This window comes from Pseudomonas sp. 05N434, assembly GCF_056396965.1.
Genome location: NZ_JBFTMK010000074.1, coordinates 12,287 through 31,744 on the forward strand (window position 1 = coordinate 12,287; position 19,458 = coordinate 31,744).

The following is a 19,458-nucleotide window of genomic DNA, read 5'->3' on the forward strand; positions in this document are numbered from 1 at the left end:
ACCTGTAGGAGCGAGGCTTGCCCGCGAAGACGTCAGCTCAAGCAACACAACTTTCGCGGATCACTCCCGCGACTCAACCCCCAACTCATCCCACACCGACTCGGCCAGGTGGAACGTCGCGTTGGCCGCCGGAATTCCGCAATAGATCGCGCTCTGCATGATCACTTCCTTGATCTCGCCACGGGTTACGCCATTGTYGGCGGCGGCGCGCAGGTGCAGTTTAAGTTCTTCGTTGCGGTTCATGCCGATCAGCATGGCGATGGTGATCAGGCTGCGGGTGTGGCGCGGCAGGCCCGGACGGGTCCAGATGTCGCCCCAGGCATGGCGGGTGATCATCTCCTGGAACTCCGAGTTGAACTCGGTCAGCGCGTTCAGGCTGCGGTCGACGTGGGCGTCACCGAGCACTGCGCGACGGACTTTCATGCCCTCGTCGTAACGTTGTTTCTCGTCCACAAAAAATTYCTCAATGACCTGAAAGAAACGCCAGCACCCGCTCGCTGAACGCAGCGCCGGCCTGGACATTGGACAGGTGCGCGGCGTAGAACTCGGCGTACTCGGCGCCCCGCACATGTTCCTGAATGAAATGCCCGCCAGACGGCGGTGTGACCACATCTTCGGTGCCGGCGATCACCAGCAGCGGCGCCTTGATCGAGGACAACTGATCACGGAAATCGGCATCGCGCACCGCCGCGCAATTGGCCGCGTAACCTTCAGGCGAGGTAGCCGCGAGCATGTCGGTGATCTGCTTCGCCGCTGCCGGATTGGCAGCGGAAAAATCCGGGGTGAACCAGCGTGCAATCGACGCATCACGCAATGCCACCATTGCCGCCGCGCCGTCACGCAGAACGGTTTCAATCCGTGGGTTCCACACTGATGGATCGCCGATTTTCGCCGCGGTATTGCACACGATCAGTTTGTTCAAACGCTGACCGGCATTGATCCCCAGCCATTGGCCGATCAACCCGCCCATGGACAGACCGCAGAAATGCACGCGCTCGATGTGCAACGCATCCAGCAGCGCCAGCACGTCGCGGCCCAGTTGCTCGATGCTGTACGGCCCTGGCGTCACCAATGACTTGCCGTGACCACGGGTGTCRAAACGCAGCACSCGRAAATGCTCGGTGAACGCCGGSATCTGCGCGTCCCACATGTGCAGGTCGGTGCCCAGTGAGTTGGACAGCACCAGTACCGGCGCATCCACCGGTCCATCGAGTTGCGGCCCTTGAATTTGGTAGTGCAGTTCGCCATCGGCGAGTTGTACGAATGCCACAGCAGTCTCCTTCAGGCAGTCAACGCAAAATGTTCAGCCACCGCTCGCTCGACCCAGGTATGGGCCTGACCGAGGTAATGGGCGGGGTCCAGCAGATGATCGAGTTCAGCGTCCGACAACTCGGCGGTCACTTGCGGCTCATCGCCGAGTACCGCGCGCAGATGACGCTGCTCGGCCACAGCACGCTTGCAGCATTGCTCCAGCAGATGATGCGCGGTGTCGCGACCGACCCGTTGCGCCAGGACGATGCTCACGGCTTCGGCGAGCACCAGGCCCTGGGTCAGGTCGAGGTTGCGGGTCATGCGCATCGCGTCCACTTCCAGTCCGTCGGCCACCAACAGCGCTTGCTGCAGGCTGCCCGACACCAAGCAGCAGATCTCCGGCAGGGTTTCCCATTCGGCATGCCACAGGCCCAGGCTGCGCTCGTGTTCCTGGGGCATCGCGCTGAACAAAGTCGAAAGCAAACCCGGCACCCGCGTCGCCGCACCGATCAGCACCGCCGCGCCCACCGGGTTGCGTTTGTGCGGCATGGTCGAGGAACCGCCCTTGCCCGGTGCCGACGGTTCGAACACTTCGCCAGCTTCGGTCTGCATCAACAGGCTGATGTCGCGACCGAGTTTGCCGAGGCTGCCGGCGATCAAGCCAAGCACCGCGCCGAACTCCACCAGACGATCGCGCTGGGTGTGCCAGGGTTGTTCCGGCAAGGTCAGTTGCAGTTCCGCGGCCAAGACTTCGGCAATCGGCATCGCCTGATCGCCAAGGGCTGCGAGGGTGCCGGAGGCGCCACCGAATTGCAGCACCAGCAGGCGCGGCTTGAGTTCCAGCAGACGCTGGCGGCTGCGGGTTACCGCGCCCAGCCAACCGGCGATCTTCATGCCAAGGGTGACCGGTGTCGCGTGTTGCAACCAGGTGCGCCCAGCCAGCGGCGTGGCGACGTATCGCTTGGCCTGGGTCGCAAGGGTTTCCCCCAGCTGCGCCAGATCAGCTTCGATCAGTTGCAGCGCGCGGCGCAATTGCAACACCAGGCCCGTGTCCATCACGTCCTGGCTGGTCGCGCCCAGATGCACGTAGCGCTCGGCTTCGGCATCGCTTTTGGCGATCTGCTTGCCCAGCGCCTTGACCAAAGGGATCGCCGAATTGCCCGCCGTGGCAATCGCCTCGCCGAGGGCGGCGAAGTCATAATGCTCAGCCCGGCAGGCCGCTTCGATAGACACGACAGCCGCTTGCGGAATCAGGCCAACCCGCGCTTCGGCCCGGGCCAGTGCGGCTTCGAAATCCAGCATGGCCTGAACCCGGCCCTGATCGCAGAACACCTCACGCATGTCGCGTGCGGTGAAGTAGGCATCGAACAATTGATTGCCCGGTCGCTGATTCATAAACAGTCCTTGCAGGCGAGGGCCAGTACGGTCCCCGCGGAAAGATCAAAGGTCGTTTTCCAGATACTTCGGCTGTTTCGGCAGACGCAGGCTGAACAGGAACGCCACCGCCATCATCACCGTCACGTACCAGTAGAACGAGTTTTCCATGCCTGCGGCTTTAAGGCTCAGGGCTACATATTCCGCCGAGCCGCCGAAGATCGCGTTGGCCACCGCATACGCCAGGCCTACACCCAAGGCGCGCACTTCTGGCGGGAACATTTCGGCTTTCACCRGACCGCTGATCGAGGTGTAGAAACTGACGATCGCCAGCGCCACGGTAATCAGCACAAACGCCAGGAACGGACTGCTGACACTTTTCAGGCTCAACAGGATCGGTACGGTGAACAACGTCCCGAGGGCGCCGAACCAGAGCATCGAATTGCGCCGGCCAATCTTGTCGGCGAGCATGCCGAACAGCGGCTGCATGCACATATAAAGGAACAGTGCACCGGTCATGATGTAGCTGGCGGTCTTGGCGTGCATGCCAGCGGTGTTCACCAGGTACTTCTGCATGTACGTGGTGAAGGTGTAGAAAATCAGCGAACCGCCGGCGGTGTAACCCAGCACGGTGATGAAGGCTGCCTTGTGATCGCGGAATAGCGCACCAATGCTGCCGGCATCCTTGCTTTCGCGCATTTCCTTACTGCTGGTTTCCTTGAGCGCACGACGCAGGAACAATGAAATCAACGCAGCCACTGCACCGACCACGAACGGAATCCGCCAGCCGTAGGCACGCAACTCATCCTCATTGAGGAACTGCTGCAGGATCACCACCAGCGACACCGCCAGCAACTGTCCGCCAATCAGCGTCACGTACTGGAACGACGCGAAGAACCCGCGCTGGCCCTTGAGGGCGACTTCGCTCATGTAAGTCGCGGTGGTGCCGTATTCGCCGCCCACCGACAAGCCCTGCAGCAAGCGCGCGAACAGCAACAGGATCGGCGCCCAGACACCGATACTGTTGTAGGTCGGCAGGCAAGCGATGAGCAGCGAGCCGAAGCACATCATCAGAATCGAGATCAGCATCGAATTCTTGCGCCCGTGCTTGTCCGCCAGCCGACCGAAAATCCAGCCGCCGATGGGGCGCATCAGAAACCCGGCGGCAAACACGCCCGCGGTGTTGACCAACTGCACCGTGGGGTTATCGGACGGAAAAAAGGCCGGGGCAAAGTAGATCGCACAGAAGGCGTAGACGTAGAAGTCGAACCACTCGACCAGATTGCCGGACGAGGCGCCGACAATCGCAAAGATTCTTTTGCTGCGTTCTTCACCGGTGTAGACAGCTGTGGAGGTTGTCATTGTTTTTTCACTCTGTGGGGACCGTGAGAGTCTAGACATATTTCGCAATAGTCCCGTTCCGCAGATGCATGACCTGAGAGCAATGCAATCTCTGTGGCGAGGGAGCTTGCTCCCGCTCGGCTGCGAAGCAGTCGTAAACCGGTTGGCGTGGTTTGCCTGATACATCATGTCAGCCGGGTTTGGGCTTGCTTCGCAAGCCAGCGGGAGCTTGCTCCCTCGCCACAAGAACAACGATCACTCAATAATCGAAGAACACCGTTTCCGCATCCGTCCCCTGCAGAATCACATTCCACTGATAAACACCCGCAGCATCCTGCTTCGCCAACAAGGTGCCACGACGTTCGGCGGGCACGCATTCGAGCAGTGGGTCCGCCACGTTGGCTGGCTCACCATCGAAGTAAATCCGCGTCAGCAAGTGCTTCACCAACCCGCGAGCAAACACCAGCACCACCAGGTGCGGCGCCTGGGTCGTGCCCTTCAGGCCTTCCACCGTGCCCGGCTTGATCGTGGTAAAACGAAAGCGCCCTTGCGCATCCACCGGCACCCGACCAAACCCTTCGAAGTTCGGGTCCAGGGGTTTGTCCTGATCGTCTTCGGGGTGGTCGTACTTGCCAGCGGCGTTGGCTTGCCAGACTTCGAGCATGGCGTCGTTGACGAAGTCGCCATTGCCGTCGACGACTTGCCCGGTGATCGCCGCACGCTCGCCGAGGGTCTGTTCAACGGTCAGGTCTTCACGGTTCAGCCAGGTCAGGCCGATGTGGTAGTACGGTCCGACGGTATGGGACGTGGTCGCGTTCAGCGTCATCTTATTTCTCCATCGGCGTGGCGTCGCGGCCGCGCAAAACGATGTCCCAACGATAAGCGAGGGCATAGGAAGGGATGGTTTTTTCCAGATCGAAACTGGCGATCAGACGCTCTTTGGCGCTGGTATCGGGCACGCAGTTGTAGATCGGGTCGTAAGCCAGCAACGGGTCACCCGGGAAATACATCTGGGTCACCAGGCGCGTCAGAATGCTCGGCCCGAACAGGGAGAAATGGACGTGCGCCGGACGCCAGGCATTGTGGTGGTTACCCCACGGGTAGGCGCCAGGCTTGATGGTCTGGAATTGATACCAGCCATCGGCGTCGGTCACGGTGCGGCCGGTACCGGTGAAGTTCGGGTCCATCGGTGCGTCGTGCAGATCGCGGGCATGGTTGTAACGACCGGCGGCGTTGGCCTGCCAGATCTCCACCAGAATGCCCGGCACCGGCAGACCGTCTTCATCCAGCACACGGCCGTGGATGATGATCCGTTCACCCAATGGCTCGCCCGAGTGCTGGGCGGTCAGGTCGTTGTCCTGCTCCTGAATACGCTCGGCGCCGATGGTCGGGCCGGTGATTTCCGACAGCGAATGAGGCAAAAACACCAACGGCTTGGACGGCGAGCGAAGGTTGGTGGATTGATAAGGAGGGTGCAGGTATTCCGGCTGAGTGCCCGCCTGCGGGCGACGGTAACCTGGTTTGTCAGTCATTGCGCTTTCCTCAATTCTTATTAGTCGCTTCTGTGCGTCAGACCCGTTCGATCGCCAGGGCCAGGCCCTGACCGACACCGACACACATGGTCGCCAAGCCTTTCTTGCCGCCCGTCTTTTCCAGTTGATGCAGTGCAGTCAGCACCAGACGCGCACCGCTCATGCCCAGCGGATGGCCCAAGGCAATGGCGCCACCGTTCGGGTTGACCTGGGCCGCGTCATCCGCCAGTCCCAGTTCACGCAGCACCGCCAGACCCTGGCTGGCGAAGGCTTCGTTGAGTTCGATCACGTCGAAATCGTTGACCGCCACGCCCAGGCGCTCAGTCAATTTACGCACCGCCGGCACCGGGCCGATACCCATCACCCGTGGTGCGACACCGGCGCTGGCCATGCCGAGCACTTTGGCGCGGGCGGTCAGGCCGTGTTTCTTCACGGCTTCGGCCGAAGCCAAAATCAGCGCTGCGGCACCGTCGTTCACACCGGAGGCATTGCCGGCGGTGACGGTTTTGTCGGGGCCGTTGACCGGTTTGAGTTTGGCCAGGGTTTCGAGTGTAGTGTCGGCGCGAGGATGTTCGTCCTGGCTGACCACTGTTTCACCCTTCTTGTGGGCAATGCGCACTTCAACGATTTCTTCGGCGAAAAATCCTGCGGCTTGCGCGGCGGCTGTCCGTTGCTGACTGCGCAGTGCGAAAGCGTCCTGATCCTCGCGGGAAACCTGGTAATCGTCGGCCACGTTATCAGCGGTTTGCGGCATGGCATCGACGCCGTACTGGGCTTTCATCAGCGGGTTGATGAATCGCCAGCCGATGGTGGTGTCTTCCAGCTTCATGTTGCGCGAAAACGCCGCGTCCGCCTTGCCCATCACGAATGGCGCGCGGGACATCGATTCGACGCCACCGGCAATCGCCAACTCCATCTCACCGCTGGCGATGGCCCGAAACGCAGTGCCGATAGCGTCCATGCCCGAAGCGCAGAGGCGATTGAGGGTGACGCCAGGAATGGTTTCCGGCAGCCCCGCCAGCAGCAACGCCATGCGAGCCACGTTGCGGTTGTCTTCGCCGGCCTGGTTGGCGCAACCGAGGAACACCTCGTCCACCGCGTTCCAGTCCACCGACGGGTTGCGCGCCATCAGCGCCTTGATCGGCACCGCAGCCAGGTCATCGGCGCGAACCGCCGACAGGCCACCGCCGAAACGGCCGATGGGGGTACGAATCGCGTCACAGATATAAACGTCGCGCATCAGGCTTCTCCGGGTGCTTGGCCGTGGGCCGCCGCAGTGCGGGCTTCCAGATCACGCAGCGCGGTCAACTCGACTTCGGTTGGCTCGGCAGTGTTTTCAACGGCGTCGGCAAAACGAATCGGCCAACCGGTGGCCGCGATCACTTGCTCGCGGGTCACCCCTGGGTGCAGCGCGGTGACCACGAATTCATGGGTGCCGGCTTCCGGTTCCATGATGCACAGGTCGGTAATAATGCCGACAGGACCGGCGCCTGGCAGGCCGAGACGTTTGCGCGAATCACCGCCCTCGCCATGACCAACCGAGGTAATGAAGTCGAGCTTGTCGACGAACGAACGCGCCGACTGCTTGAGGATGATCAGCACGCTCTTGGCGGAACCGGCGATCTCCGGCGCGCCACCTGCACCCGGCAGGCGAACTTTCGGCTGATGGTAGTCGCCGACTACCGTGGTGTTGATGTTGCCGAAGCGATCGACTTGCGCGGCGCCGAGGAAGCCGACGTCAATGCGCCCGCCCTGCAGCCAGTAACGAAAAATCTCGCCGGTCGGGACGACGGTGTCGGCGGTTTCCGCCAGCTCGCCGTCACCGATCGACAATGGCAGTACGCTTGGCTTGGCACCGATCGGACCCGATTCGTAGATCAGGACTACATCGGGCGAGGACGTCAGTCGCGCCAGGTTGGCGGCTTTCGACGGCAGGCCGATACCAACGAAGCACACCGAACCGTTTTTCAGGCGGCGGGCGGCGGCGACGGTCATCATTTCATTGGTGGTGTAAGTCATTACTTGGCCTCCGAAGCAGCGGCCAGCTTGGCCTGGAACTCGCTGAAGTCAGCGCAGCCGTGGATGTACTCGTTGATCCACGCGGTGAAGGTTTCACGGTCGCGGGCAATCGGGTCCCAGGCCTGGTAGAAGCGGTTGTCACGCTCGGTGTAACCGTGGGCGTAGGACGGATGCGCGCCGCCCGGTACGTGGCAGACCGCGCTCAGAGCCCAGGTCGGCAGCACGCAAGCGTTCATCGGTGCATTGAGGTCATCGACGATTTCTTCGACGGTGACGATGCAACGCTTGGCCGCCAGCGCCGCTTCTTTCTGCACCCCGAGAATGCCCCAGAGCAGCACGTTGCCTTGGCGGTCGGCTTTCTGCGCGTGAATCACGGTGATGTCCGGGCGCACCGACGGCACCGCCGCCAGCACTTCGCCGGTGAACGGGCACGTGACGGTCTTGATCAGCGGGTTGACCTTCGGCAGGTCGGAACCGGCGTAGGCTCGCAGCACCGCGAACGGTAAGCCCGAAGCGCCCGCGACATAGGCATTGGCAAGGTCGGCGTGACTGTGCTCTTCGATTTCCAGCGCATGCGGCCACTGCCGCTCGACTGCGTCGCGCAGACGGTGCAGCGAACCGACGCCAGGGTTGCCGCCCCAGGAGAAAATCAGTTTGCGAGCACAACCGGCACCGATCAACTGGTCGTAGATCAGGTCAGGCGTCATCCGCACCAGGGTCAGATCTTTCTTGCCCTGGCGAATGATTTCGTGACCGGCCGCCGTAGGAATCAGGTGAGTGAAGCCTTCGAGCGCGACGGTATCGCCGTCGTTGACGAACTGCTTCACCGCGTCATGCAGCGAAAGGATTTCAGCCATGGGGCAGGCTCCCGTTTTGTTATGAACCGACAGTGTGGGAAAAAGGCGCCGATGCGCAGCGCCGGAATGACTGAAGATTAAGCCCCTGGAACAACCCAAACAATCCGATAATCGACTGAGTGTTCGTTTATCGAACAGATTGTTACCTCACTACCGATCCCAAAAAAGCATTTCAGATCGTTCCCACGCTCGGCGTGGGAACGATCACTCTCAAGCCGGATCAGGTCGCATCCGCATGGCTGACCATGCCCTTGATCACCACCGCCGTGGTCGCCAACGCGGCCGGAATCACCAGAGCCGTCAACACCTGCTCGAAGTTCCAGCCCAGGCCCAGCAACGTCGCGCCCATCCACGCCCCGAGGATCGCGCCGAAGCGGCCAATCCCAAGCATCCACGACACACCGGTCGCCCGCCCTTGCGTCGGGTAAAAACGCGCCGCCAGCGACGGCATTGCCGATTGCGCGCCGTTGACACACATCCCGGCCACCAGCACCAGGGTCGCCAGCACGGCGATGTTGCCCAGGCTCTGCCCTACCGCGTAGGCAAACACCCCGGCCAACAGGTAGAAAGTGCCGATGACCTTGTGCGGATTGAACCGGTCCATCGCCCAACCCACGCCCACTGCGCTCAACACCCCACCCAGCTGGAACAGTGCACCAATGAATGCGGCCTGCTCCATGCTCGCGCCGCTGTCACGCATCAGCGTCGGCAACCAACTGGTCAGCAGATAAACAATCACCAGCCCCATGAAGTACGTCAGCCACAGCAACAATGTGCCGGTGCTGTAAGTGCCGGAGAAGATCACCGCGAACACATTGCGTGCCTTCACGGTTTTCTGTTCCGGCACGCTGAAGCTCGAAGCCTGGGCCACCAGCGCTGGGTGCAGCGTGGTCGCGTTCGGCATGCCGGCGCCCAGGCCCAGGCCGGTGAGGAAACGCAGCACCAGCAGTTGATCGACATTGGTACTGTAAGCCGATGCCAGGCTGAACGCACCGAACAACAACACCGCGCCTACCAGTACGACTTTTCGCCCGAAGCGGTCAGCCAACGGCCCGGAACCCAAGGCGCCAAAGACCATGCCGATCAGTGCCGCACTCATCACCGGGCCGAGGCTGGCACGATCGATGCCCCAGTCCTGGGACAATGCCGGCGCGATAAACCCCATGGCCGCGGTGTCGAGGCCATCGAGGAAGACAATCAGGAAACACAGGATCACCACCCGCCATTGGTAGCGCGAAATGGGTTGAGCGTTGATGAAGGACTGCACGTCGAGGCAGTTCCCTACAGCAGACTGAGGCTGGTTCATTATTTTTATTCCACGCAAAGAACGCAGTCGAACAAGTGCCAGCCGAGGCTGACGCTGTCACAAGAAAAGAAGGTCGGGATCAGGCGATCCGGTTTCGGCAGCTAAGCCGGTGGGAACAGCGACAGTGGGGAAACGTGCACATGACGATGCCTCTTCTCATTATTATTGGGTCGTCGTCCGGTAACCGGCTGAAGGCCAGCAGCGCCGGATGACGCTGCCGCGACATTAATGATCCGAGAGAAACAGCGTCAATTCGATAAACGCGACTCTGTGCGTTTATCGAACAGCTTAGGCGAACAGCTGCGCACTCAAGTCGCGGCTGGCACTCAACAGACCTGGCAGGAAACGTTGCTCCAGCTCGCTGCGGCTGACCCGGCCGGCATGGGTGCTGACGTTCAGCGCCGCCACTACCTGGCCAGAAGCGTCATACACCGGCACGGCAATCGAGCGCAGGCCTTGCTCCAGCTCCTGATCGACGATGCACCAGCCTTGTCGCCGTACTTCTTGAAGGCATTCGAGCAAGGCTTCGGGGGTATGCAGGGTGCGACTGGTCTTGGCTTGCAAGTCTGCATGGTCGAGGTATTCGCGCAGCGACGTGTCGTCCAGCGCGGCGAGCAGAATCCGGCCCATGGAGGTGCAATAGGCCGGCAAGCGCCCACCCACCGAGAGGTCGACGGAAATCAGCCGCTGGGTAGTCGCCGAGCGCGCAATGTACAAAATGTCATCGCCCTCCAGCGTGGCCATGTTGCAGGCCTCGTGCAGTTGCTCGCTCATGCGGTCCAGGTACGGCTGGGCAGACACCGCCAGTGGAGTCGACGACAGATAGGCATGGCCCAGGGTCAAGACTTTGGGCAGCAGCGAATAGGTGCGCCCGTCGGTGGTGGCGTAGCCGAGCTTGATCAGCGTATGCAGGCAACGTCGCACAGCGGCGCGGGGAATTTCCGTGCGGTGGCTGATCTGTGCAATGGTCAGGTGCCGCTTGCGCTCCTGGAACGCTTGCACCACCGCCAGGCCACGGGCCAGGGAAGTCATGAAATCCGGGTCACCGGTCAGGGCCTGGATTCGCTTGGCGGGCGAGGCGACGATCGGCGGCGCCACTGAAGCGAAGGAATTGCGCATTTGATCGTTCATATCAGGTTCCCCACACGGATCAGCGACTATTACAAGCGGCCCCGGTCTGACACACAAGCCAGCGGCTGCCAGGATTGGGCGATTATCGAACCACAGACCGATAATCGCAATCGTGCTGCGTGCATTCAGCCATCCTGCTTTCACTCACCCACAATATAACTGCCAAGAGATAGTGTTCTTCGAATCGACCGCTATAATGCATTTCAGAGGCGACCGGTTTTTTTGTACCGATTCCGCCCGCCGGCAGCGCGATATCCATCGCCGCTGTCCGCAGCAAGCGCTTGACGCTCATTTAATATGTTCCGCCAACGCGCTCGCTGAAACAGGAGACTGATGCTGCGTCAGCTGTTTTTCTCTGGTGCCGTGGCCGCCTGCAACATTGAAGTATTGATTGTGCCGTGGGAACGATGTCGTATCAGGCATTGTCCTTTCGACGAGCATGGTCAATAGATCGATGCAGCGCGTTTCACCAGAATTAATCTCAACTCAATTAGGTAGCACTGTGACGAAAGACGAACTGCGCGCGGAACTTGAGCGCCAGGAACAACGTTACAAGGAAGTTTACGGCGGGGAAATCACCACCTACGCCGCTCAGCCCGAACCCGAACGCAAACCCTGGCGTAAACGCGCCACCGTTCAGGATCAGGCCTTCACCCAGGAATTGCAGAAGATGGAAAAGGAACTCAAAGCCGAAGAGCCATGACCGCCTCGACTTGAATCCTTTCAAGAGCCTGCGTCTGCACCCGTTAAAAACGGGTTGTATCGATGGTGCTTTTCGCGCCCGCTACAAGCGGGCAGCGGCTTCCTCATCCATTCGATGAGGCAAACGGCTCTTGCCTGACCTTCTTCTCAGATATTTCACACAAGCGTTCAAGCCTCTCGTCCCAACGAGAGAAACCCTTGTGGCAGCTGCCTTTCCAAGCGAATTCAATGACTTGTAGGCCTCTGAAAAACCCTGGGATTCAGGGGATTGCCACCCACTAATTCATTGAAGAATGTAACCGATGAGCAGCAAGTGCATCGATTATCAGTCTTTTCTGGCATAATCGCGCCCCCTTACGAACGGGTCAGAAAACCTTCATGATCGATTTATTCAGCGGACTGGATGCTTGGGTGCTTGTGAGCCTCTTGCTCGCCCTGGCCTTTGTCCTCGCCTTCGAGTTCATCAACGGCTTTCATGACACCGCAAACGCGGTGGCCACTGTTATCTACACCAAAGCCATGCCGCCTCATCTGGCGGTGTTCTTTTCCGGTGTGTTCAACTTCCTCGGCGTGCTGCTGGGCGGTGTGGGGGTGGCGTATGCCATCGTCCATCTGCTGCCGGTAGAACTGTTGATCAATGTGAACACCGGTCACGGGCTGGCCATGGTGTTCTCGTTACTCGCCGCCGCCATCACCTGGAACCTGGGCACCTGGTACTTCGGTATTCCGGCCTCCAGTTCCCATACGCTTATCGGTTCGATCCTCGGTGTCGGCCTGGCCAACGCCCTGATCAACGACATTCCGTTGGCCGACGGCGTGAACTGGCAGAAAGCGATCGACATCGGCGCGTCCCTGGTGTTCTCGCCGATGGCCGGCTTCCTCGTTGCCGCCCTGGTGCTGATCGGCCTTAAATGGTGGCGTCCGCTATCCAAGATGCACAAGACACCGGAACAGCGCCGCAAGATCGACGACAAGAAACACCCGCCGTTCTGGAACCGTCTGGTACTGGTGATTTCGGCCATGGCGGTCAGCTTCGTGCACGGCTCGAACGATGGCCAGAAAGGTATCGGCCTGATCATGCTGGTGCTGATCGGTATCGTCCCGGCGCAGTTCGTACTCGACCTGGGCAGCACCACCTACCAGATCGAACGGACGCGCGATGCGACCCTGCACCTGAGCCAGTTCTACAAGCGCAATGCCGATACGCTGGGTGAATTCCTGGCCCTGGGCAAAAGCGTGGAAGGTGATCTGCCGGAGAAATTCCGTTGCAACCCGCAACAGACCGAACCGACCATCGCCGCCCTGCTCGACACCCTCAAGGGTGTAGCTGACTACCACTCGCTGCCGGCGGAAAGCCGCATCGAAGTGCGTCGTTACCTGCTCTGCCTGGACGACACGGCGAAGAAAGTCAGCAAGCTGCCTGGCCTCGCTGCCCGTGAGAAGGCTGACCTGGACAAACTGCGCAAGGACCTGACCACCACCACTGAATACGCCCCGTTCTGGGTGATTCTGGCGGTCGCACTGGCCCTCGGCCTGGGTACCATGGTCGGCTGGAAGCGCGTGGTACTGACCATCGGCGAGAAAATCGGCAAGCAAGGCATGACCTATGCCCAAGGCATGTCGGCGCAGATCACCACCGCGAGCATGATCGGCCTGGCCAACATCTTCAGCCTGCCCGTCTCCACTACCCACGTCCTGTCCTCAGGCGTGGCCGGCACCATGGTCGCGAACAAAAGCGGCCTGCAAGGTGGTACTGTCAGAACCATCCTGCTGGCCTGGGTCCTGACCCTGCCAGCCACCGTAGCCCTGTCGGCCGGCCTGTTCTGGCTGGCCTCCAAGGCACTGGGTAGCTGATACACCGCTACTGAAAAAGGCGCGTTCCGTGAGGTTCGCGCCTTTTTTATTGCCCGCATTTCGGTATTAGATCGTTCCCACACTCTGCGTGGGAATGCAGCCCGGGACGCTCCGCGTCCCTTTCGATCGCACAAAAAAAAAGGGCGACCAAAGTCGCCCAAAATGCCTTGCGTCTGTTGCGATGGGGCTAAGTTAACCAATCGGGCAGGAGAGAAAATTGACCGGGATCAATGCCGCCCGAGACTGGGCGTAAAGGAAGGGAAATAACTGACCTGCATCAACGGATGCAGGGTGTTTCAACGCTTTTTCGGTTTGTTCTTCGGCTTTTTCTTCGCTTTACCCAACGGCATGGCCTGCTCAAATGCCTGGCGCACTTCGTTCAGGCGCTTTTCATTAAGGTCATGAACCCGTTTGGCACGTTCAGAATTGAGGTCGATCAGCTTGTCATCTTGGCTCATGGCGTTCAGTGCATCGCTTGGAAATGAATTCAGCTGCCGGCTAAAGGCGACAGGATTGCGCCAATAATGCGGTCTGGCGCGGGCGCTGACCAGTCTCCGACACTTCAGATCTCGATATCGACCCACAACCCCTGACGTGGCTGACTCTCCATCAACGGCACCACCGGCACGGTATTGTCGGCATTGAGCTCATTACCGGGGATCGCCAAATGCTCTTCAGGATCCTCATCGGCCTCGCGACGGCGCCGCTCCCGTTCCTGTTGCCGACGCTGCTCCTCGCGCAGCTGCAGGCCCGCCTCTTCCGGGTCGCGGTTTTGCAGGTCGATGGTGCTTTCATTGGAGCTTTCCTGCACCGACACCACGGGGGGAATATCCGGGCGCTGGCGGATCGGATCCTGCTGTGAAGTGATCGGCACGGCGCTCAAGGGGAGCATCGGTGGCAGCATATTTTTGGTCTCCTGTCAGCAGGCTGTCGGCTGCGGGGATGGCGACTTGAGCCATCGGTCGAAAACTTGTGACCCAACGCACAGACAGGAGCTGCCGAAGGCTGCGATCTTTTCAGGACTTGAAGATCAAAAGATTGCAACCTTCGGTAGCTCCTATTGAGTAATCCTTTGGCCCTGAAGGCTCATTCCGTTAAGATAGCCCGCTTTTTCAAGGTGGGAGTCAGGCAGCATGGCGCAGCAGTATCAACCGGGGCAACGCTGGATCAGTGACAGCGAAGCCGAGCTGGGTTTAGGCACCGTTCTGGCACAGGACGGCCGCTTGTTGACCGTGCTCTACCCGGCCACTGGCGACACTCGCCAGTATGCGCTACGGAATGCGCCCCTCACCCGCGTGCGGTTTTCGCCGGGTGACTCGATTACTCACTTCGAGGGCTGGAAACTGACCGTACAGGAAGTCGACGACATTGACGGCCTGCTGGTCTACCACGGCCTCAATGGGCAGAACGAAGTGGTCACCCTGCCGGAAACCCAACTGTCGAACTTCATTCAGTTCCGACTGGCGAGCGACCGTCTGTTCGCCGGCCAGATCGACCCGCTGGCCTGGTTCTCCCTGCGTTATCACACCCTGGAACACACCAGCCGCCAGTTGCAATCGTCGCTCTGGGGCCTGGGCGGTGTGCGCGCGCAACCGATCGCGCACCAGTTGCACATCGCCCGTGAAGTCGCCGACCGCATTGCGCCGCGGGTTCTGCTGGCCGATGAAGTGGGCCTGGGCAAGACCATCGAAGCCGGTCTGGTGATCCATCGCCAACTGCTCTCGGGCCGCGCCAACCGCGTGCTGATCCTGGTGCCGGAAAACCTCCAGCACCAGTGGCTGGTGGAGATGCGCCGCCGCTTCAACCTGCAAGTTGCACTGTTCGATGAAGAACGCTTCATCGAAAGCGATGCCACCAACCCGTTCGAAGACACCCAGCTTGCCCTGGTGGCGCTCGAATGGCTGGTGGAAGACGAGAAAGCCCAGGACGCGCTGTTCGCCGCCGGCTGGGATTTGATGGTGGTCGACGAAGCGCACCACCTGGTGTGGCACGAAGACCAGGTCAGCCCTGAGTACTCCCTGGTGGAGCAGCTTGCTGAAACGATCCCGGGCGTATTGCTGCTGACCGCAACCCCGGAACAACTGGGCCAGGACAGCCACTTCGCCCGTCTGCGCCTGCTCGACCCGAATCGTTTCCATGACCTGCATGCCTTCCGCGCCGAGAGCGAAAACTATCGCCCGGTGGCCGAAGCCGTTCAGGAGTTGCTGGACAAAGGGCGCCTGTCGCCTGAAGCGCACAAGACCATTCACGGCTTCCTCGGTAACGAAGGCGAAGCCCTGCTGAGCGCAGTCAACGATGGCGATACCGAAGCCTGCGCCCGTCTGGTCCGCGAACTGCTGGACCGCCATGGCACTGGCCGCGTGCTGTTCCGTAATACCCGCGCCGCCGTGCARGGYTTCCCGGARCGCAAACTGCACCCGTACCCGCTGCCGTGCCCGGMCGAATACCTCGAACTGCCGYTGGGCGAWCACRYCGAGCTGTACCCGGAAGTCAGCTTCCAGTCCCAGCCGGACGCCAACGAAGAAGAACGCTGGTGGAAATTCGACCCGCGCGTCGAGTGGCTGATCGACACCCTGAAAATGCTCAAGCGCACCAAAGTGCTGGTGATCTGTGCCCACGCCGAAACAGCCATGGACCTGGAAGACGCCCTGCGCGTGCGTTCCGGCATTCCGGCCACGGTGTTCCACGAAGGCATGAACATCCTTGAGCGTGACCGCGCCGCCGCCTACTTCGCCGATGAAGAATTTGGCGCCCAGGTGCTGATCTGCTCGGAAATCGGCAGTGAAGGCCGTAACTTCCAGTTCTCGCACCATCTGGTGCTGTTCGACCTGCCGTCGCACCCGGACCTGCTGGAGCAACGTATCGGTCGTCTCGACCGGATCGGCCAGAAGCACGTCATCGAACTGCACGTGCCGTACCTGGAAACCAGCCCGCAAGAGCGGCTGTTCCAGTGGTACCACGAAGCGCTGAACGCATTCCTCAACACCTGCCCGACCGGCAACGCCTTGCAGCATCAGTTCGGCCCGCGCCTGCTGCCGCTGCTGGAAGAGACCGACGATGGCGAGTGGAAAGCACTGATCGACGAGGCCCGCGCCGAGCGTGAGCGTCTGGAAGACGAACTGCACACCGGTCGCGACCGCTTGCTGGAACTCAACTCCGGCGGCGCGGGTGAAGGCGATGCGCTGGTCGAAGCGATTCTCGAACAGGACGATCAGTTCGCCCTGCCGATCTACATGGAAACCCTGTTCGACGCCTTCGGCATCGACAGCGAAGACCATTCGGAAAACGCGCTGATCCTCAAGCCCAGCGAAAAAATGCTCGACGCCAGCTTCCCGCTGGGCGACGACGAAGGCGTGACCATCACCTACGACCGCAACCAGGCGCTGTCTCGTGAAGACATGCAGTTCATCACCTGGGAACACCCGATGGTTCAGGGTGGCATGGACCTGGTGTTGTCCGGCTCGATGGGCAACACCGCCGTGGCGCTGATCAAGAACAAGGCGCTGAAACCGGGCACCGTGTTGCTGGAACTGCTCTACGTCAGCGAAGTGGTTGCCCCGCGTTCGCTGCAACTGGGCCGTTACCTGCCGCCGGCCGCCCTGCGCTGCCTGCTCGACGCCAATGGCAATGACCTGTCGGCCCGGGTGTCGTTCGAAACCCTGAACGATCAACTGGAAAGCGTGCCCCGCGCCAGCGCCAACAAGTTCATCCAGGCCCAGCGCGACCAGCTGACGCCACGGATCAACGCCGGCGAAGAGAAGATCACCCCGCGTCACGCCGAGCGCGTGGCCGAGGCACAACGTCGCCTGGCGGCCGATACCGACGAAGAACTGGCGCGCCTGACCGCCTTGCAAGCGGTCAACCCGACCGTGCGCGACAGCGAACTGGTTGCCCTGCGCAAGCAGCGCGAGCAAGGCCTGGCCATGCTCGACAAAGCGGCATTGCGACTGGAAGCGATTCGGGTGTTGGTAGCGGGCTAAACCGCCCTGCTCCATCGCCAAAAATGAAAAGGCCCGCAGCGATGCGGGCCTTTTTGTTTGCCTTGTCCCGCCCGCCGATCATTCCCACGCAGAGCGTGGGAACGATCAATCCTCAGGCTGTGACCGCAGCACCCTTTGGCTCAACCACCGCCACCAACCCTTCTTTCATCCGCTTGGCATCCCGCACAAAACACCGCGATGCCAAAAACAGAAACATCATGGTGAAAAACAGCGCCACCGGGATCAGGTACATCGCGTCATGCAGGCCGACAGCCTTGAATGCCTCGGTCATCTGCTCGGCACCCGCCGAGAGCATCGCGGTATGGGCGAAGTGATCGGACAGACCGCCCACCACCACCGGCCCCAAACCACCGCCCAACAGATACAACCCGGCAAAGAACAACGCCATCGCCGTCGCCCGCAGGCGTGGTTCGACCACGTCCTGAATCGCCGTGTACACGCAGGTGTAGAAGTTGTAGGCGAATAACCACCCCAGGCTGAATACCGCGACAAATACCCCGATCTCGATCCGCCCGGCATGCAGCGCCCAAGCCGTGCACAACGTCGAAATGATCAGGCTGAACGCGGCGAACAGCAGTCGCCCGTTGGCCACCCGCTGGTGAATCTTGTCGGCAATCCATCCGCCTAATGTCAGGCCGAACAACCCGGTCACTCCGACGATCACCCCGGTCGCCACCGCCGCGTCCTGTAACGGCATCAGAAAATAACGCTGCAACATCGGCACCAGAAACGAGTTGCAGGCATAGGTGGCGAAGTTGAAACAAAGCCCCGCCATCACCAGCCACAGAAAAGTCGGCACCGCCAGCACTCGACGGATCGGCCGGTCCACACGCTCCTGTGAAACCTGCACGCTTTCCGCCGCGCCACGTTTCGGCTCTTTGATGAAGAACATGAAGACCGCCAGGATCAACCCCGGCACCGCCGCGATAAAGAACGGCGCACGCCAGCTGTCGAACGCCTTCACCATCGCACCAATGGTGAAGAACGCCAGCAGCAGGCCCAGCGGCAAGCCGAGCATGAAAATGCCCATGGCCCGCGCCCGACGATGCGCCGGGAACAAGTCGCCGATCAGCGAGTTGGCAGCCGGCGCGTAACTGGCTTCACCGATGCCGATGCCCATCCGCACGATCAGGAAACTCCAGAAACTGCCCACCAACCCGTTGACCGCAGTCAGCCCGCTCCATGCCGCCAGGCCCCAGCCCATCAGTTTGCTGCGCGAGCCAGTATCGGCCAATCGCCCCAGAGGCAGGCCGGCAATGGCGTAAACGATGGTGAATGCAGTCCCGATGATCCCCAGCTGAAAGTCGCTGAGGTGCCATTCCATGCGGATCGGCTCGATGATGATCGCCGGAATGGTGCGATCGAAGAAGTTGAACAGGTTGGCCAGGAACAACAGGAACAGAATGCGCCAGGCATTCGCCGCTTGGGTCGAGTTCTGCATGGGTCCGTCTCTTTTTATTGTTGTTGGGGCCGTCACTGTCCCCGGAACCTCCAATCTAGTCAGGCCCGTCAGGGCTGTCTGTCATTATTCGCAAGGCTGATATCAGCCCATGGCGCCACGCACAACCTGTGGGATCAGTGCTGTCAGGAAGCCAGGTTTTTCACCATCAGTCGCAGACTGGAAAAATACCTCTGCGCCCCCCTTCCCAACGGCATGGCGAAGCCTAGAATAGCGGCCTTGTCTGCCCACCCCGTTCCCATTCCTCCTTTGATCATTGCCCATGTCCGAAGCCAGTCCGTGTCTGAATTGCGGTGCCTGCTGTTCTCATTTCCGCGTGTCTTTTTTCTGGGGTGAATGCACCTCGGCCGGGGGCACGGTGCCTGACGAACTGGTCACGTCCATCAGCCCCAGCCGGGTGGCCATGCTGGGCACAGACTGCAAACCTGTTCGCTGTGTCGGTCTGGTGGGTGAAGTGGGCAGCACCGTGCAGTGCTCGATTTATGATCAGCGCTCCAGCACTTGTCGGGAGTTCGACGCCTCTTGGGCCAATGGCGAGGCGAACGTGGATTGCGATGCGGCAAGGGCCGCGTTCGGGCTGCCCGCCCTGCAGCCTGAATTCGAAACGCCTTTTGAGCAGATCGCCTAAGGC

Annotated in this window: 19 protein-coding genes; 4 read left to right on the forward strand and 15 right to left on the reverse strand. The window is 60.8% G+C overall.

Translation table 11 applies throughout. The features are described from left to right. Positions 1 to 60: 60 nt before the first annotated feature. The 12 genes from pcaC to AC1DLB_RS07570 all read right to left on the reverse strand — a co-directional run bounded on the left by pcaC (position 61) and on the right by AC1DLB_RS07570 (position 11,103). Positions 61 to 453, reverse strand: a complete 393-nt coding sequence (gene pcaC, locus AC1DLB_RS07515; RefSeq protein ID WP_477784820.1) for a 4-carboxymuconolactone decarboxylase — start codon at positions 451 to 453, stop codon at positions 61 to 63. Positions 454 to 463: 10 nt separating this feature from the next. Continuing rightward, positions 464 to 1,270 carry a 3-oxoadipate enol-lactonase gene (gene pcaD, locus AC1DLB_RS07520; protein WP_477784821.1) on the reverse strand — a complete coding sequence of 269 codons (807 nt, stop codon included), beginning with the start codon at positions 1,268 to 1,270 and terminating at the stop codon, positions 464 to 466. Positions 1,271 to 1,281: 11 nt separating this feature from the next. Next, the gene (locus tag AC1DLB_RS07525) at positions 1,282 to 2,646 is read right to left on the reverse strand and encodes a 3-carboxy-cis,cis-muconate cycloisomerase (protein WP_064619881.1); all 1,365 of its coding nucleotides are present in this window, start codon (positions 2,644 to 2,646) and stop codon (positions 1,282 to 1,284) included. 45 nt (positions 2,647 to 2,691) lie between these two features. Further along, the gene (locus tag AC1DLB_RS07530) at positions 2,692 to 3,987 is read right to left on the reverse strand and encodes an MFS family transporter (protein WP_477750289.1); all 1,296 of its coding nucleotides are present in this window, start codon (positions 3,985 to 3,987) and stop codon (positions 2,692 to 2,694) included. A 238-nt stretch (positions 3,988 to 4,225) separates the two neighbouring features. Next, positions 4,226 to 4,792, reverse strand: coding sequence for a protocatechuate 3,4-dioxygenase subunit alpha (gene pcaG / locus AC1DLB_RS07535; RefSeq protein ID WP_477743365.1), 567 nt, complete (start codon positions 4,790 to 4,792; stop codon positions 4,226 to 4,228). A gap of 1 nt (position 4,793) precedes the next feature. After that, positions 4,794 to 5,498, reverse strand: a complete 705-nt coding sequence (gene pcaH, locus AC1DLB_RS07540) for a protocatechuate 3,4-dioxygenase subunit beta (RefSeq protein ID WP_258612607.1) — start codon at positions 5,496 to 5,498, stop codon at positions 4,794 to 4,796. Between the two features lie 37 nt (positions 5,499 to 5,535). Next, positions 5,536 to 6,741, reverse strand: coding sequence for a 3-oxoadipyl-CoA thiolase (pcaF, locus tag AC1DLB_RS07545; RefSeq protein WP_173861175.1), 1,206 nt, complete (start codon positions 6,739 to 6,741; stop codon positions 5,536 to 5,538). Beyond that, positions 6,738 to 7,517 (reverse strand): CoA-transferase subunit beta, encoded by a 780-nt coding sequence (locus tag AC1DLB_RS07550; RefSeq protein WP_018926876.1) that lies wholly within the window; start codon positions 7,515 to 7,517, stop codon positions 6,738 to 6,740. Before AC1DLB_RS07550 ends, pcaF begins: the two co-directional genes overlap by 4 nt. Beyond that, on the reverse strand, positions 7,517 to 8,374 hold the full coding sequence (locus AC1DLB_RS07555; RefSeq protein WP_018926877.1) for a CoA transferase subunit A: 858 nt from the start codon (positions 8,372 to 8,374) through the stop codon (positions 7,517 to 7,519). The genes AC1DLB_RS07550 and AC1DLB_RS07555 overlap by 1 nt, the downstream gene beginning before the upstream one ends. A gap of 220 nt (positions 8,375 to 8,594) precedes the next feature. Continuing rightward, on the reverse strand, positions 8,595 to 9,680 hold the full coding sequence (locus tag AC1DLB_RS07560) for an MFS transporter (RefSeq protein WP_477784822.1): 1,086 nt from the start codon (positions 9,678 to 9,680) through the stop codon (positions 8,595 to 8,597). A 288-nt stretch (positions 9,681 to 9,968) separates the two neighbouring features. Further along, positions 9,969 to 10,811 (reverse strand): pca regulon transcriptional regulator PcaR, encoded by an 843-nt coding sequence (gene pcaR / locus AC1DLB_RS07565; protein ID WP_007935836.1) that lies wholly within the window; start codon positions 10,809 to 10,811, stop codon positions 9,969 to 9,971. Positions 10,812 to 10,893: 82 nt separating this feature from the next. Continuing rightward, positions 10,894 to 11,103, reverse strand: coding sequence for a hypothetical protein (locus AC1DLB_RS07570; protein ID WP_477784823.1), 210 nt, complete (start codon positions 11,101 to 11,103; stop codon positions 10,894 to 10,896). A gap of 210 nt (positions 11,104 to 11,313) precedes the next feature. On the opposite strand from AC1DLB_RS07570, the gene AC1DLB_RS07575 reads away from it, so the two are divergent. Then, on the forward strand, positions 11,314 to 11,514 hold the full coding sequence (locus AC1DLB_RS07575; RefSeq protein WP_018926880.1) for a hypothetical protein: 201 nt from the start codon (positions 11,314 to 11,316) through the stop codon (positions 11,512 to 11,514). Between the two features lie 377 nt (positions 11,515 to 11,891). Continuing rightward, entirely contained in the window at positions 11,892 to 13,367 is a 1,476-nt protein-coding gene (locus AC1DLB_RS07580) for an inorganic phosphate transporter (RefSeq protein WP_018926881.1), read from the forward strand. Between the two features lie 296 nt (positions 13,368 to 13,663). On the opposite strand, the gene AC1DLB_RS07585 is transcribed toward AC1DLB_RS07580, so the two are convergent. Then, positions 13,664 to 13,825, reverse strand: coding sequence for a hypothetical protein (locus tag AC1DLB_RS07585; protein WP_007935839.1), 162 nt, complete (start codon positions 13,823 to 13,825; stop codon positions 13,664 to 13,666). Between the two features lie 104 nt (positions 13,826 to 13,929). After that, positions 13,930 to 14,271: a hypothetical protein gene (locus AC1DLB_RS07590; protein ID WP_018926883.1), complete on the reverse strand. Its 342-nt coding sequence runs from the start codon at positions 14,269 to 14,271 to the stop codon at positions 13,930 to 13,932. 229 nt (positions 14,272 to 14,500) lie between these two features. Here AC1DLB_RS07590 and rapA point away from each other — a divergent pair, with 229 nt between their 5' ends. Further along, a complete protein-coding gene (rapA, locus tag AC1DLB_RS07595) occupies positions 14,501 to 17,347 on the forward strand; it encodes an RNA polymerase-associated protein RapA (RefSeq protein ID WP_477784824.1) in 2,847 nt (948 codons plus the stop codon). Positions 17,348 to 17,459: 112 nt separating this feature from the next. Here the strand turns inward: rapA and AC1DLB_RS07600 are convergent, their stop codons facing one another. Next, on the reverse strand, positions 17,460 to 18,827 hold the full coding sequence (locus tag AC1DLB_RS07600; protein ID WP_477743416.1) for a spinster family MFS transporter: 1,368 nt from the start codon (positions 18,825 to 18,827) through the stop codon (positions 17,460 to 17,462). Positions 18,828 to 19,089: 262 nt separating this feature from the next. Here AC1DLB_RS07600 and AC1DLB_RS07605 point away from each other — a divergent pair, with 262 nt between their 5' ends. Then, positions 19,090 to 19,455, forward strand: a complete 366-nt coding sequence (locus tag AC1DLB_RS07605; RefSeq protein WP_018926887.1) for a YkgJ family cysteine cluster protein — start codon at positions 19,090 to 19,092, stop codon at positions 19,453 to 19,455. The last annotated feature ends 3 nt before the right edge of the window (positions 19,456 to 19,458 follow it).

Bases quoted from the DNA above. Each gene is read 5' to 3' on its own strand.
- AC1DLB_RS07525 (WP_064619881.1), bottom strand. From the start codon at position 2,646: ATGAATCAGCGACCGGGCAATCAATTGTTCGATGCCTACTTCACCGCA.
- pcaG (WP_477743365.1), bottom strand. From the start codon at position 4,792: ATGACGCTGAACGCGACCACGTCCCATACCGTCGGACCGTACTACCAC.
- pcaH (WP_258612607.1), bottom strand. From the start codon at position 5,498: ATGACTGACAAACCAGGTTACCGTCGCCCGCAGGCGGGCACTCAGCCG.
- AC1DLB_RS07550 (WP_018926876.1), bottom strand. From the start codon at position 7,517: ATGACTTACACCACCAATGAAATGATGACCGTCGCCGCCGCCCGCCGC.
- AC1DLB_RS07555 (WP_018926877.1), bottom strand. From the start codon at position 8,374: ATGGCTGAAATCCTTTCGCTGCATGACGCGGTGAAGCAGTTCGTCAAC.
- AC1DLB_RS07560 (WP_477784822.1), bottom strand. From the start codon at position 9,680: ATGAACCAGCCTCAGTCTGCTGTAGGGAACTGCCTCGACGTGCAGTCC.
- pcaR (WP_007935836.1), bottom strand. From the start codon at position 10,811: ATGAACGATCAAATGCGCAATTCCTTCGCTTCAGTGGCGCCGCCGATC.
- AC1DLB_RS07570 (WP_477784823.1), bottom strand. From the start codon at position 11,103: ATGAGCGTCAAGCGCTTGCTGCGGACAGCGGCGATGGATATCGCGCTG.
- AC1DLB_RS07580 (WP_018926881.1), top strand. From the start codon at position 11,892: ATGATCGATTTATTCAGCGGACTGGATGCTTGGGTGCTTGTGAGCCTC.
- AC1DLB_RS07585 (WP_007935839.1), bottom strand. From the start codon at position 13,825: ATGAGCCAAGATGACAAGCTGATCGACCTCAATTCTGAACGTGCCAAA.
- AC1DLB_RS07590 (WP_018926883.1), bottom strand. From the start codon at position 14,271: ATGCTGCCACCGATGCTCCCCTTGAGCGCCGTGCCGATCACTTCACAG.
- AC1DLB_RS07605 (WP_018926887.1), top strand. From the start codon at position 19,090: ATGTCCGAAGCCAGTCCGTGTCTGAATTGCGGTGCCTGCTGTTCTCAT.